This is a genomic window from Xenorhabdus sp. NBAII XenSa04, from assembly GCF_963866145.1.
Lineage (GTDB): Bacteria > Pseudomonadota > Gammaproteobacteria > Enterobacterales > Enterobacteriaceae > Xenorhabdus > Xenorhabdus indica.
This window is the reverse complement of record NZ_CAWMEB010000406.1, coordinates 53,620-67,303: the sequence shown is the minus strand read 5'-3', so window position 1 is coordinate 67,303 and position 13,684 is coordinate 53,620. Positions and strand designations below refer to the sequence as shown.

Annotated in this window: 12 protein-coding genes; 6 read left to right on the top strand and 6 right to left on the bottom strand. The window is 40.8% G+C overall.

The genetic code is table 11. The features are described from left to right. Positions 1 to 376 precede the first annotated feature (376 nt). Positions 377 to 1,240: a helix-turn-helix domain-containing protein gene (locus AAC147_RS15000; protein ID WP_038270174.1), complete on the bottom strand. Its 864-nt coding sequence runs from the start codon at positions 1,238 to 1,240 to the stop codon at positions 377 to 379. A gap of 649 nt (positions 1,241 to 1,889) precedes the next feature. On the opposite strand from AAC147_RS15000, the gene xthA reads away from it, so the two are divergent. Beyond that, the gene (gene xthA / locus AAC147_RS14995; RefSeq protein ID WP_047682546.1) at positions 1,890 to 2,696 is read left to right on the top strand and encodes an exodeoxyribonuclease III; all 807 of its coding nucleotides are present in this window, start codon (positions 1,890 to 1,892) and stop codon (positions 2,694 to 2,696) included. Between the two features lie 84 nt (positions 2,697 to 2,780). Here xthA and AAC147_RS14990 read toward each other — a convergent pair whose 3' ends face one another. Together AAC147_RS14990 and AAC147_RS14985 are read right to left on the bottom strand one after the other, a co-directional pair. Continuing rightward, positions 2,781 to 4,700 carry a DNA topoisomerase III gene (locus AAC147_RS14990; protein ID WP_047682544.1) on the bottom strand — a complete coding sequence of 640 codons (1,920 nt, stop codon included), beginning with the start codon at positions 4,698 to 4,700 and terminating at the stop codon, positions 2,781 to 2,783. Between the two features lie 152 nt (positions 4,701 to 4,852). Then, positions 4,853 to 5,404 carry an NAD(P)H nitroreductase gene (locus tag AAC147_RS14985; protein ID WP_047682542.1) on the bottom strand — a complete coding sequence of 184 codons (552 nt, stop codon included), beginning with the start codon at positions 5,402 to 5,404 and terminating at the stop codon, positions 4,853 to 4,855. A gap of 170 nt (positions 5,405 to 5,574) precedes the next feature. Here AAC147_RS14985 and sppA point away from each other — a divergent pair, with 170 nt between their 5' ends. From sppA to pncA, 3 genes are all read left to right on the top strand, one after another. Then, positions 5,575 to 7,470, top strand: coding sequence for a signal peptide peptidase SppA (sppA, locus tag AAC147_RS14980; protein WP_047682540.1), 1,896 nt, complete (start codon positions 5,575 to 5,577; stop codon positions 7,468 to 7,470). 131 nt (positions 7,471 to 7,601) lie between these two features. Then, positions 7,602 to 8,621: an asparaginase gene (ansA, locus tag AAC147_RS14975; protein WP_047682538.1), complete on the top strand. Its 1,020-nt coding sequence runs from the start codon at positions 7,602 to 7,604 to the stop codon at positions 8,619 to 8,621. A 19-nt stretch (positions 8,622 to 8,640) separates the two neighbouring features. After that, positions 8,641 to 9,276 carry a bifunctional nicotinamidase/pyrazinamidase gene (gene pncA, locus AAC147_RS14970; protein WP_047682536.1) on the top strand — a complete coding sequence of 212 codons (636 nt, stop codon included), beginning with the start codon at positions 8,641 to 8,643 and terminating at the stop codon, positions 9,274 to 9,276. Between the two features lie 90 nt (positions 9,277 to 9,366). Here pncA and AAC147_RS14965 read toward each other — a convergent pair whose 3' ends face one another. Together AAC147_RS14965 and msrB are read right to left on the bottom strand one after the other, a co-directional pair. Further along, positions 9,367 to 9,651, bottom strand: a complete 285-nt coding sequence (locus AAC147_RS14965; protein WP_047682534.1) for a YeaC family protein — start codon at positions 9,649 to 9,651, stop codon at positions 9,367 to 9,369. A 102-nt stretch (positions 9,652 to 9,753) separates the two neighbouring features. Beyond that, on the bottom strand, positions 9,754 to 10,161 hold the full coding sequence (msrB, locus tag AAC147_RS14960; protein ID WP_047682532.1) for a peptide-methionine (R)-S-oxide reductase MsrB: 408 nt from the start codon (positions 10,159 to 10,161) through the stop codon (positions 9,754 to 9,756). Positions 10,162 to 10,503: 342 nt separating this feature from the next. Here msrB and gapA point away from each other — a divergent pair, with 342 nt between their 5' ends. Next, positions 10,504 to 11,499: a glyceraldehyde-3-phosphate dehydrogenase gene (gapA, locus tag AAC147_RS14955; RefSeq protein WP_047682530.1), complete on the top strand. Its 996-nt coding sequence runs from the start codon at positions 10,504 to 10,506 to the stop codon at positions 11,497 to 11,499. A gap of 123 nt (positions 11,500 to 11,622) precedes the next feature. Beyond that, positions 11,623 to 12,498 (top strand): D-hexose-6-phosphate mutarotase, encoded by an 876-nt coding sequence (locus AAC147_RS14950; RefSeq protein ID WP_047682528.1) that lies wholly within the window; start codon positions 11,623 to 11,625, stop codon positions 12,496 to 12,498. A gap of 97 nt (positions 12,499 to 12,595) precedes the next feature. Here the strand turns inward: AAC147_RS14950 and alr are convergent, their stop codons facing one another. Then, positions 12,596 to 13,663, bottom strand: a complete 1,068-nt coding sequence (alr, locus tag AAC147_RS14945; RefSeq protein ID WP_047682526.1) for an alanine racemase — start codon at positions 13,661 to 13,663, stop codon at positions 12,596 to 12,598. Between the last annotated feature and the right edge of the window lie 21 nt (positions 13,664 to 13,684).

Below are 13,684 nucleotides of genomic sequence, written 5' to 3'. Positions count from 1 at the left end.
AATCCTTCCCCCACCACCATCTAGTTATGTCATCTTACCCACTCTTGAATAAAAAAACATTTATGCTCACTGAGAGGAAGAATGAGAGTCTTCGAGCAAAATTTAGATTAAGAATCGAACACAGCGAAGTGATATTACGCCCAGTACGTTAACCGGAAGGTGAAAAACGAGAAATGGTGCATCATCCTTCCCCCACCATATCTTAAGGTATATTCCATTATCTGCATTTACTGTTAAAGCTAACAGATATACTGCTTGGGGGAAGAACAATCTAATTTACTCAATGAGCAAATGGATATCGTAAAATTAACGTGTTCACCAAACACCAATAGCGGAGCTCTGGAGGATCTGCAATTTGCTCCGCTTATGCAATCGGTTACTCCATATCACTAACGGAGTCGATAAAACGATTTAACACGCTTGAATGGGATTTAGATTTATAAACGTAACACTGATTAACTGCATCAGCTCGTGATATTGGAATAAAGCCCAGGCTTTTTCCTTCCTCCAACGCACCAGAACGGGCATCTGTAATAAAAATATAATCTTTGGATTGAATGAAATTAAGACAGCACTCCATATTGTCCATTTGCCTTATATTAACTTTCTCTCCGTTTTTTATCATATCCTCTTCCAAATTCTTTATAAAATCGCTTTTATAGAGAACTGGATCACACAACCACGTTTTCTTTTTCAATAATTGAGTTAAATCACCATTGGCTTCATCAATTAACTCTTGACGGCAGCAAATACCTAAATTCTGCCCTTCAATTTTACGAACCAAACTGAATCTATCACTGAGTATTTTTTCCGAGCTTAAAATTATCGTATTGCCTTCATAGTCAACTATTTCATCAATGTTATCATAACTAAAGCGTAATATATTAACTTGAGCATTATTTCTGTCTGCTGCTTTATAAAGTGAAATCAGGTGCCTGTCTTTCCCCCAGTCGTAGTAGATATTGACGCTGTTACAAATAGTTCCGCTAAAGTGTTTCTTTGTAATTTCTTTTTCTTTCAAATAAAGTTCTTTTAAGTCATTATATAGTTCCACTCCGTCTTTAGTCAGTATCATCCCAAACTTCTCCCTTTTAAATAAGCGCTTTCCTAACGTCGCCTCAAAGTCTTTAATTGATTTAGCAACTGGGGGAGTCGTACGGTTCATCACTCTTGCCGCTTTGCTTAAAGAACCCATTTCCACCACCGCCATGAATGCTTCTAATTTACGAGAAAAAAACATAATTCACCGTTCCTATGTAACTTGTGGCTAAAATAATTTCCTTGAAATGGCCTTCTCATCAGGTAACCGCTAAATCAAACTTGATATTGTGAAGGTATAATTTTGTACAATAAAAATAGCTATTTTTCAAATGGCATTTATATGTAATGCCAGCCCCTGATGCAAAAATGCGGTTCAGATGAACTATATTATTCACCTGTATCATGATGAATATTCCATCGTGAATGTAAACCATTAATAAATATAAACATGGTCTACAAGTTCAATTTTCTATCAGAGATTGATTAACTCTTCTACTTTTTCATTAATTATTTTTTGTAATGCGTGACACAGAATAAATTTCAAGAATAAAAACACTTACCTAAAAACATAATACCAAGCGTTGAATATAACAAAGAATGATTAATTAAATAAGTATTTATACATTAATTAATTATTTGCTCATCACGTGTTTTTTATTATTTATCATGATTACATACTCTAAATTTGAGTAATAGGCGTATTATACTCAATATAACATTACATATAAGAGTAAAATAGTGAAATATCAAGATAACCTACTTAAAATTATTATTTAATAAATGGTTACATCCTTTTTTATATCTGTTAAGATTAAAAAGATAAATATTCTATAGGTGATTATAACGGTATGAAATTTGTATCATTCAATATTAATGGCCTGCGGGCACGTCCTCATCAGCTTACCGCGATTGTTGAACAACATCAGCCTGACGTAATTGGATTACAAGAAACAAAAGTTCATGATGAAATGTTCCCTTTGGAAGAAGTTAGCAAACTTGGTTACCATGTCTTCTATCACGGTCAAAAATCCCATTACGGTGTGGCCCTGCTGACACGCCAGAAGCCAATTGAAGTTCAGAAAGGTTTTCCTACAGATGAGGATGATGCGCAGCGTCGTATTATCATGGCAGATATTGAAACACCTTTAGGCTCATTAACTGTAATTAATGGTTACTTTCCACAAGGTGAAAGCCGTGATCACCCGGTCAAATTTCCTGCAAAAGCAAAATTCTACCAAGATTTACAAACCTACCTGGAAAGAAAACAATCCCCAGAATCCAATATTCTTATTATGGGTGATATGAATATCAGTCCGACTGATCTTGATATTGGGATCGGTGAAAATAACCAAAAACGCTGGTTGAAAACGGGAAAATGTTCTTTCTTACCGGAAGAAAGAGAGTGGATGGAACGCCTTAAAAGTTGGGGGCTCGTTGATACGTTTCGCGCTCATCATCCTGAAATCAATGATCAATTCTCTTGGTTTGATTATCGCTCGAAAGGGTTCGACGATAATCGGGGGCTTCGCATTGACTTGTTGCTTGCCAGCCGTCCACTAGCGGAAAAATGCCTTTCTGCTGGTATAGATTATGGTATCCGTAGCATGGAAAAACCATCTGATCACGCTCCTGTTTGGGCTGAATTTAAAATTTGATTCTCAAAATAATAAAATCCAGCACCGGAGTTGGCGGTGCTGGATTTTTCTACAGTATTTTTAATTGCATCGTTTTGATCTTATCTACCCGGCTTTGTCAGTTTTTGTTTTCTTCTTTTTACTCTTTTTTCCTTTCACGGAAACAGGAGGTAACTCCCTAAAAGCCTTCAAATTTCGATACTGTTTTGCCTGCCAAATCAACTGCTGCAACGTTTCGTGAAGAGGCAACATAAAATCCTGATAGCGGACTTGTTTTTCACTGATTTGTGTTAGTTTTGACTCCCAATGCGCTGTCATATCGGGCAGTACAGCCATATCAGGTAATACATGGATAAGCGCCCGCCCCGCAGGGGTTGCATGGATATAGCGCCCTTTTTTGTACAGAAATTCTCGTTTAAACAGTAATTCAATAATACCTGCTCTCGTTGCTTCTGTACCCAGACCATCTGTTGCTCGTAACACTTTTTTTAGTGCTTTATCTTGTACAAATCGGGCAATTCCTGTCATTGCAGACAATAAAGTCGCATCAGTAAAAGGACGTGGTGGCTGAGTCTGCCTCTCCACCACTTCTCCTTTTTCACATAAGAGTTCATCACCTTTGGCAACAACAGGCAGCGGAGTGCCTTCATTTTCCTCATCTCGCTCCTTATTACCCAATAAGGTTCTCCAGCCAGCCTCTGCCAGAAAACGAGCTTTTGCTATGAATTTTCCACCTGCAATATCAAGCTCGATCGTACACTTGCGAAATACCGCATCCGGGAAAAACTGCATCAAGTACTGTCTGGCAATCAATCCATAAATATGGTGTTCATTTTCCGTCAAATTGATCTGGCTGCTTCGGGCTGTGGGAATAATCGCATGATGAGCATCAACTTTTTTATCATCCCAACAGCGGTTCTTTTTCTCCGTGTCCAACGCTTCTTGTGGTAATAAATGCGTGGTATGAACTGAAATAGCATTTAAGACAGCCTGACGCCCCGCAAAATGCTCTTCCGGCAAGTAACGACAATCAGAACGTGGATAAGTGATTAATTTATGCGTTTCATAAAGTCGCTGACAAATATCCAGCACATCCTGAGCACTTAAACCAAAGCGCCTGGCTGCTTCAATCTGTAATGAAGAGAGAGAAAACGGTAATGGTGCCGTTTCTGATTCTCGTTTATCCTGATACGCAGTAACATAAGCGGGTTGCCCTGTAATACGCGCCACAACATGCTCTGCTAAAGGCCGATGGATAATCCGACCTTCTTCATCCTGAAAATCAACACAGGATTCACTGGGTTGCCATACAGCCGTAAACCGTTCTTCTTTCGGAGTAACAATATAAGCTTTGACCTCAAAGAAATCTTTCGGCACAAAATGCTCTATTTCCTCATCACGACGAACAACCAACCCCAGAACCGGGGTCTGAACACGTCCGACAGATAACACCCCTTGATAGCCGGCATTCTGCCCTAGCAATGTATAAGCACGAGTCATATTAATGCCATAGAGCCAGTCCGCTCTAGCTCTGGCGAGTGCTGAAACACATAGAGGAATAAATTCCCGGTTACTCCTTAAACGCTCAACCGCTTTAAGTACCGCCTGTGGATTTAAGTCGTTGATCAGGCAGCGTTGGACATTTTGCTTTTTATTATTATCCAAATGCAAAAAATCCAATACTTCATCCACCAGTAATTGACCTTCACGATCAGGGTCTCCGGCATGGATAATTTCATCAGCCCTTTCCAGAAGAGATTTAATCGTATTAAGTTGTTTGGCAACCGTTGCGCGTGGTTTCAACTGCCATTTTTCAGGAATGATCGGTAAATCAGCCAATACCCAACGTGCATAACGGCTATTGTAAGCATCTGGCTCAGACTGCTCTAACAAATGGCCTACACACCAGGTAACAAATTGGTTATTACCACACTCAATAAACCCATCACCCCGACGATGAGGTTTGGGTAAAACATCGGCAATGGCTCGTGCCAGACTAGGTTTTTCTGCAATAAAAAGACGCATAGAATTATTCAAAACTTCAATCAATACCTTGTTCGAGCGTGGTTAAATCAGTTCATCTACGGCAATTAAACTAAAAGAAGTGGATTGATGTGGCGACTTTCATCTTCCCCACCACATCTGATCCACCGCATCTGGCAATATCATCAGTCACTTTAGAAGTAACTGACAAAACCCGTTAAATCTGGTGTTGAAACTTTCATCGGAGCTTTAAGTTCCGGTGTACCCAAATAGAGGAATCCAACAATTTTATCATTTTCTTCACATCCCAAACCCGCTCTAACTGTTGGATCTTCAGTCCAGGAGCCAGAACGCCATATTCCACCAAACCCCTGAGCCACCGCAGCCATTTGCATGGCATGAACTGAACAACCTGCCGCCACAACTTGTTCCCAGGCAGGCACTTTCACGTGTTCAACAACTTTGGCAATAACAGTAATAATCATAGGTGCACGATAAGGTGCATTTGTTGCTTTTTCCACCACATCTTCACCCATATCGCCTTCAATTGCTGATTTTTTAAGTAATTTACTGAATTTATCAATCCCTTCCCCCTGCATTACAATAAAATGCCAGGGACGTAATGCTCCATGATCTGGTGCTCGCATTCCCGCCGCAAGAATATGTTGCAATGCCTCTCCTTTCGGAGCTGGAACGGTTAAACGAGAAACAGAACGACGATTCAATAAAAGTTCCAAAGCATTCATAATTTCCTCCTGAATAAGTTAACCTATCACGACCCAACATTCTCTGTTTATTCGTTACTGAATGAAAGAGTAGATATTATTATTTTTTCAATCATTCTCGTGAATTCCAGCTGACATTTATCAGCTAGCTGATTAGGATAATCCTATTTGACCCCATAACTGGAGACGATATGCGTACTTTATGGAAGTTTATAGCAGCAATATTTAAATGGAGTTGGAAACTGCTAAATTTCGTTCGCCAATTTATTTCCAACCTGATTTTTGTCCTATTGGTTGTATTAGTCGCCACTGGCATTCTCATATACAAAGAGCAGTTCCGCTTAAACAATGATTATAATGGGGCATTATATGTCAACTTATCCGGTATCGTTGTTGATCAAGTGACTGTTCTCAATCCACTGGATCAACTCGGACGGGATCTTGTTGACTCCTCCAGCAGCCGTTCACAGGAAACCTCTGTGTTCGATATTGTTGATAGTATCCGCCGGGCGAAAAGTGACCCTAAAATTACCGGTATGGTATTGAAGTTAGATGACTTTATTGGTGCCGATCAGTCTTCTATGAGATATATAGGCAAAGTCATCAATGAATTTAAGGCTTCAGGTAAACCAGTTATTGCCATCGGAAATAACTATAGCCAGGCACAATATTATTTAGCCAGTTACGCAAACGAAATATTCCTTGCTCCACAGGGGAGTGTGTCCCTTCATGGCTTCTCAAACAACCGTCTGTTCTATAAATCATTATTAGAAAATCTGAAAGTTTCCACTCACATTTTCCGTGTTGGTACATACAAATCAGCAGTAGAACCAATGATGCGGAATGATATGTCAGATGATGCCCGTAAAGCAGATACGCTCTGGCTTAATGAACTTTGGAACAATTACCGGCAAGTTATTGCCACCAACAGGAAAATGCCTCTTGACAAAGTCCTTCCTGCCCCTTCAACGTTTATTGAAAAACTCCATAAAGCTGGAGGAAATAGTGCACTCTATGCGTTTCAAAACGGTTTAGTAGATAAAATTGCGCCTCTGAATGTCATTGAAAAGAAATTGATACATCAATTTGGTTGGGATAAACAAAATCAGCATTTCAACTACGTCAGTATTAATGACTATATTGCTAAACAGCCAGTCCAAAATAGTTATCAAAACAATGGCAACATTGCGGTGATCATAGTTGAAGGTGCAATCATGGATGGTAAACAATCCAATGGCATAGCTGGTGGTGATACAATCGCAGCACAACTGCGAGAAGCACGTATGAATCCCGAAATCAAAGCCATTATATTACGTGTAAACAGCCCTGGCGGCAGTATCGGTGCATCTGAACTCATCCGCAGTGAACTCATGGCAATTCGGGAAGGTACTGATGAAAATGGTAAAAAGGTCAATCAAAAACCCATCGTTGTTTCAATGGGGGGTCTTGCGGCATCAGGGGGATACTGGGTATCCACACCAGCTAACTACATTATTGCATCACCAAATACTTTAACTGGCTCCATTGGTGTTTTCGGTGCCTTCAATACCTTTGAAAAAAGCCTGGATCACCTTGGTGTAAATACAGATGGTGTTTCAACACATCCACTGGCAGATATTTCATTAACAAAAGGTATAAACCCTCTGTTTTCTGACGTTATGCAATTGTCGATTGAAAACGGCTACAACCAATTTATCGAGCTGGTAGCAAATTCCCGGCATAAGCCAGTAGATGAGATTAAAAAAATCGCCGAAGGTCGTGTCTGGAGTGGTAGTGATGCGAAAAAGAATGGCTTGGTCGATCAATTAGGCGATTTCGATGATGCAGTGAAGAAAGCTGTTGAATTAGCAGGCCTCAAAACAGCATCATTAGACTGGATGCAGCCAGAGCTTTCTCTCACTGAAAAACTCATGCTAGAGTTTTCTTCATCTGCTCAGGCAATTATGCCAAATATTCTGCAATCAATGTTGCCGGCACCATTTGCTCAGGTTGCACAAGATATGAAACAGCAAGCAGTATTTTATAATCGCATGAATGATCCACAGCATGTTTATGCATTCTGCCTGAATTGCGAGAATATTCGCTAGAAAATTATTTCTAAAATGCGATAACAGTTATACCCAAGAGCCTGATCTTTATATATCAGGCTTTTTTTATTCCATATACCCCCTATAATCGGCTGAATATTTTTATCAGGTACTGTTATTGGGGTACTTCCATGCAGAAGAAATCTATCTATGTTGTTTATACAGGTGGCACAATTGGGATGCAGCATTCTCCCAATGGTTACATTCCTGTCTCTGGTCATTTACAACGGCAACTTGCACAGATGCCGGAATTCCACCGTCCAGAAATGCCAACGTTCACGATCCGTGAACACCATCCTCTTATCGACTCTTCTGACATGAGTCCGGATGATTGGGGGATTATCGCCAACGATATTGACCAGAATTACCATGATTACGATGGTTTTGTGATCCTGCATGGGACAGATACCATGGCTTTCACTACCTCAGCACTCTCTTTCATGTTTGAAAACCTAAACAAACCCGTTATCGTGACAGGGTCACAAATACCTTTAGAAGCGCTGCGTTCAGATGGTCAGACAAATTTGTTGAATGCACTGTACCTGGCAGCTAATTATCCCGTTAACGAAGTTAGCTTGTTTTTTAACAATAAGTTGTTTCGAGGGAACAGGACGGTTAAAGCTCACGCCGATGGTTTTAACGCTTTTTCATCTCCCAATTACCCTCCACTCATTGAAGCCGGGATCAATATCCGTACATTAAATACTGCACCCATACCGGCCAATCATGGTGACTTTATCGTACATCAAATCAAATCACAGCCAATCGGCGTTGTAACTATCTATCCGGGATTATCCTGTCAGGTGGTTGAAAATATCCTGATGCAACCTGTCAAGGCACTGATTTTACGCTCTTATGGTGTTGGTAATGCCCCACAGCGTTCCGATTTGTTAAAAATCTTAAGAGAAGCGACTGAACGAGGCATCATTGTGGTCAATTTAACACAATGTATCTCTGGAAGGGTCAATATGGAAGGTTATGCCAATGGTCATGCGCTAGCTACATCAGGCGTTATCAGCGGCTATGATATGACTTTTGAAGCAGCACTGACCAAACTGCACTACTTGTTGAGTCAGCACTACGAAACTGAAGAAATCCGCTCGCTAATGCAGCAGAATCTACGCGGAGAATTGAGCTACTCCGACAAGTAAAAATACGTCGAGGCATATAATGAAAACCGCATTATTACTTATCGATCTACAAAATGACTTCTGTACAGGCGGTACACTGGCGGTCAGGGAAAGCGAAGAAGTTATCGAAATGGCAAATAAAGCGATTGAATTGTGTCAGCAACACAATATCACTATTATCGCAACTCAAGATTGGCATCCATCCGATCACATGAGTTTTGCCATCAATTCTGGTCAACCTGTCGGTGAGTTGGGGGAACTGAATGGTATCCCTCAGATATGGTGGCCTGTGCATTGTGTACAGGGACAATTAGGTGCAGACTTCCATCCAGCGCTGAATCAGTCTGCTATTCAGAAAATTTTTCATAAAGGCGAAAATTCACAGATAGATAGCTATAGCGCATTCTTTGATAACGATCATAAAAATGCTACCAGACTACATAGTTGGCTATCAGAGCAACATATCAATCGCCTGTTGATTTTAGGAATTGCCACTGATTACTGCGTAAAATTTACGGTCTTGGATGCTTTAGAACATGGGTATGAAACTTACGTGATTGTTGAAGGTTGCCGTGGAGTCAATATTCAAGCGGATGATAGCCAACGAGCCATTGAAGAAATGTCAGCCAAAGGAGCCAGGTTGACTTCATTAAGTGAAATAACAACGCTTTTTTAAGTTATTTTTTCTGAAAATACCCAAAATTAACCTCGTCCTTTTATTGCAAACTCATTGCAAAGGACGAGGTTATTATTTTAACCTTCTGGCTCATTCTTCTTCTGACTGAGGTTTTAACTTAGCAACCATTTCTGATTGGAACATAGCCTTCAGTTCTTGCTTACTTTTTATCGTAATTTGACCATCCGTGCCAATCGTCATATGTTCAGGATCATAATTATGCCTGGCTTGCCAAAGCATCACCATTTGCAAACTATTTTCTTTCTGCTCTGTTGTTAATGGAACACCATCTTGCCATTTGCCCAACTCAACAGCCTGAACTAATCGTTGATAAATCTCAGGCGTCATGGCAGAGAGTAAATCATCCAACTTCATTGATATTTCCTTACGGCTACATATTTTGGCTGAATCGATTCTATTTCAATGAACAATTCATATTTCTTATATATCTATTTAAAAACACCCGCAGTCATAATATTAACCTGCTGTTTCCTCACCTGTTTCCTTATCAACAAACCATAACGCAACCGAATTAATGCAAAAGCGCTCTCCGGTAGGTTTAGGGCCATCAGGGAAAACATGCCCTAAATGTGCCTGACAATGACTGCAACGCACCTCTATTCGATGCATATTATGGGAGTAATCATCAATATATTTGATGGATTTATCATTGATTGGCTGGTAAAAACTTGGCCATCCACATCCAGAATCAAACTTAGTATCAGAAACAAATAATGGCTGATGACAACACAAACAATGATAAATACCCCTTTTTTTGTTGTGCAACAGCTTTCCTGAAAATGGCGGCTCAGTACCTGCTTCCTGCGTGACATAACGCTGCATTTCACTAAGCTGCTCCAGAGAAACGGAGATATTTTTAGCCATGGAAACCACCTTTTGAGGCCAATATTTTCAATTAAAAAACACCGAAAACAACAAAAAGCAAATATTAGAATGCTAAAAAGCATTCTAACGCATTCAACATCATGATTTACTTTACTAATTGTGATAAATCTCACATATCTAACCAATGGTAACTTTAAATATCGTTTTATACCCTGATAATGATGCGCGTAGAGTTTGTTACGGTTGAATAGGGAGCGTTCAAATAGTGATTTCTAAATTGATCTTTTTCAATTGTTGACACGATTCCGCTTGACGACTGACAAGATTTTGGTAACGTTAGAAACAACTTTTAATTCACTAAAAAATAGCTGGTGGAATACTATGACTATCAAAGTAGGTATTAACGGTTTTGGTCGTATTGGCCGTATTGTTTTCCGTGCTGCACAAGAACGTTCTGACATTGAAATCGTTGCAATCAATGACCTGTTAGATGCAGATTACATGGCTTACATGCTGAAATACGATTCAACCCACGGCCGCTTCAACGGGACTGTTGAAGTTAAAGACGGTCATCTGGTTGTTAACGGCAAAACCATCCGCGTTACATCTGAGAGAGATCCAGCTAACCTGAAGTGGGACGAAGTAGGTGTTGATGTAGTTGCCGAAGCAACTGGCATTTTCCTGACTGACGAAACTGCACGTAAGCACATCACTGCTGGCGCGAAAAAAGTTGTTCTGACTGGCCCATCTAAAGACAACACGCCAATGTTTGTTATGGGTGTCAATCACAATGCCTATGCAGGTCAGGATATCGTTTCCAACGCATCCTGCACAACCAACTGCCTTGCTCCGCTAGCTAAAGTTATCAATGATAAATTTGGTATCGTTGAAGGTTTGATGACAACTGTTCATGCAACAACTGCAACTCAGAAAACGGTTGACGGCCCTTCTGCAAAAGATTGGCGCGGTGGCCGTGGGGCGGCACAAAACATCATTCCATCTTCTACCGGTGCTGCAAAAGCAGTAGGTAAAGTTATTCCAGAACTGAACGGCAAACTGACCGGTATGTCTTTCCGTGTGCCGACTCCTAACGTTTCTGTTGTTGACCTGACTGCTCGTCTCGAAAAACCAGCGACTTATAAAGAAATCTGTGAAGCAATCAAAGAAGCGGCTGAAGGCGAACTGAAAGGCATTCTGGGCTACACTGAAGATGACGTTGTTTCTACCGATTTCAATGGCGAAAAACTCACTTCTGTATTCGATGCAAAAGCAGGTATCGCTCTGAACGACAGCTTCGTAAAACTGGTTTCTTGGTATGATAACGAAACGGGTTACTCTAACAAAGTTCTGGATCTGATTGCTCATATCTATAACTAATTGAACTTTAAGAAATTATTCAATAAGCCACCTTTACAGGTGGCTTTATTTTCCCTCTCTACCACAATAAGCTATCCTTGCCTTCACCAATTATCCAATTCAGGTTTATATAAGGTCATGTAGATGCTTGATAAAATTTTCTCATTACCGGTTGTAAAACAAATATCTCCTTATATCAGTCAAAGGAGCATTGATGGATTTCCACTGATTGTGGTTTCCCACCCCAAAATCTGTGGTGCAATCAGTATCCAGGGCGCACATCTTATGGCATGGCAACCCTGTGGTGAAAAACCTGTATTATGGTTAAGCGATAATACAAAACTCCGGGAGGGTACAGCCATTCGTGGCGGTATTCCCATCTGTTGGCCTTGGTTTGGCTCTCTGAGCACACCAAATCATGGTTTTGCCCGGATATTACCGTGGGAATTCAAGGCCCATCATGAAAATGAGAATGGTGTGATTTTGATGTTCACACTACAAGATAGCGCATACACAAAACAGTTGTGGCCACATGAATTCACACTTATTGCCCGCTTTAAATTGGGGGAGACTTGCGAAATAGAGCTGGAATCCCATGGAGATTATCAGGTCACTTGTGCCCTACACTCTTACTTCAATGTCAGTAACATCCATCAAATCCGGATCAGCGGGTTAGGTCATCACTTTATTGATACTGTTATAGACAGAGAGCAATACACTGATGAAGACCTCATTTTTCAAGGAAGAACGGATCGCATTTATACAGAGCCAGAAAATTTCAGTCTGATTAGAGATGAGTTATGGAAACGTACCATTGAAATCCATCATTATCATCATAGTGATGTGGTCTGCTGGAATCCCGGTGCTGAGCTAGCGAGTAGCATGCAAGATATCAGTAAAGAAGGTTACAAGAATATGGCCTGCGTTGAAACCGCACGTATCAATACCCCTCTATATTCTAAAAATGGAACTCCTGGCAGGCTTGCTACCGTTATTCGTTGTCGCCAAAATAAAAGTTGAGTCGGTGCTGTGCGGAGGCTGGACAGGCATTTATTTCGTACAGAGCTTCCATACAGAATGCTGTACGAAAAAATGCCTGAAAAGACAGAAAACAGCGTCATTCCACAACTACCGGAACACGTTTGGCCAAAGCACACAGTAGCTCATAACCAATTGTTCCTGCTGCTTCTGCAACTTCATCCACCGGTAATTTTTCTCCCCATAATTCGACTGAACTGCCAACTGTAGCCAGTGGGCATGGAGTCAAATCAACCGACATCATGTCCATTGATATAGCCCCCAACAAGCGAGTACGAATACCATCGACAATAATCGGCGTTCCTGTTGGCGCATGTCGTGGATAACCGTCAGCATAACCACACGCCACTGTTCCTACACGCGTGACATATTGGGTGGTATAGCGACTGCCATAACCAATGTTCTCTCCTTTGGGAAGATCATGAACCGCAATGATTTCACTTTTTAAACTCATCGCTGGTTTTAAGCCTACATCCGCAATATCACGCCACTTTCCACTGGGAGAGGCACCATACAGAATAATTCCAGGCCTGACCCAATCTCCGTGTGTTTGCGGATGCCATAAAACTGCCCCAGAATTAGCCAGACAGTGAGGGAGTGAGTTCATATTCAGCCGGTTAACAACGGTGAATTGCCCATCAACACCAATTTCATTATCGGAATTAGCGAAATGCGTCATTAAAGTGACTGAATGAATGTTTTTTATCCCATTTGTCATTGAAACTACCTGCGGATATTCGTTTGGGGTAAATCCCAGACGATTCATGCCACTATTCAGTTTCAAATAAATATCAATGGGATTATTTAATTCCGCTTCTTTTATCGCCTTGAGTTGCCAATGGCTATGCACTGTGGTTGTCAGGTCATATTGATTAATTATCTGCAAATCTTCAACATTGAAGAAACCTTCCAATAACAGGATTGGCCCCTGCCACCCCTGCTCTCTCAAATAAGTAGCTTCATTCATATCAAGCAGTGCAAATCCATCCGACTGTTTGAGTGATTGCCATATTCTGTCCAACCCATGCCCATATGCATTCGCTTTCACTACCGACCAAATTTTACTATTACCGACTTTTTGGCGGATAACCGCCAAATTATGACGAAGTGCGTTGAGATGGATGGTTGCCAAAATAGGACGTGGCATGATGGCCTCTTCTAATTTACT

Coding starts and splice junctions, on each gene's coding strand:
- gapA (WP_047682530.1), top strand. CDS start 10,504: ATGACTATCAAAGTAGGTATTAACGGTTTTGGTCGTATTGGCCGTATT.
- ansA (WP_047682538.1), top strand. CDS start 7,602: ATGCAGAAGAAATCTATCTATGTTGTTTATACAGGTGGCACAATTGGG.
- sppA (WP_047682540.1), top strand. CDS start 5,575: ATGCGTACTTTATGGAAGTTTATAGCAGCAATATTTAAATGGAGTTGG.
- pncA (WP_047682536.1), top strand. CDS start 8,641: ATGAAAACCGCATTATTACTTATCGATCTACAAAATGACTTCTGTACA.
- AAC147_RS14985 (WP_047682542.1), bottom strand. CDS start 5,404: ATGAATGCTTTGGAACTTTTATTGAATCGTCGTTCTGTTTCTCGTTTA.
- alr (WP_047682526.1), bottom strand. CDS start 13,663: ATGCCACGTCCTATTTTGGCAACCATCCATCTCAACGCACTTCGTCAT.
- AAC147_RS14950 (WP_047682528.1), top strand. CDS start 11,623: ATGCTTGATAAAATTTTCTCATTACCGGTTGTAAAACAAATATCTCCT.
- AAC147_RS14990 (WP_047682544.1), bottom strand. CDS start 4,700: ATGCGTCTTTTTATTGCAGAAAAACCTAGTCTGGCACGAGCCATTGCC.
- xthA (WP_047682546.1), top strand. CDS start 1,890: ATGAAATTTGTATCATTCAATATTAATGGCCTGCGGGCACGTCCTCAT.
- msrB (WP_047682532.1), bottom strand. CDS start 10,161: ATGGCTAAAAATATCTCCGTTTCTCTGGAGCAGCTTAGTGAAATGCAG.
- AAC147_RS14965 (WP_047682534.1), bottom strand. CDS start 9,651: ATGAAGTTGGATGATTTACTCTCTGCCATGACGCCTGAGATTTATCAA.
- AAC147_RS15000 (WP_038270174.1), bottom strand. CDS start 1,240: ATGTTTTTTTCTCGTAAATTAGAAGCATTCATGGCGGTGGTGGAAATG.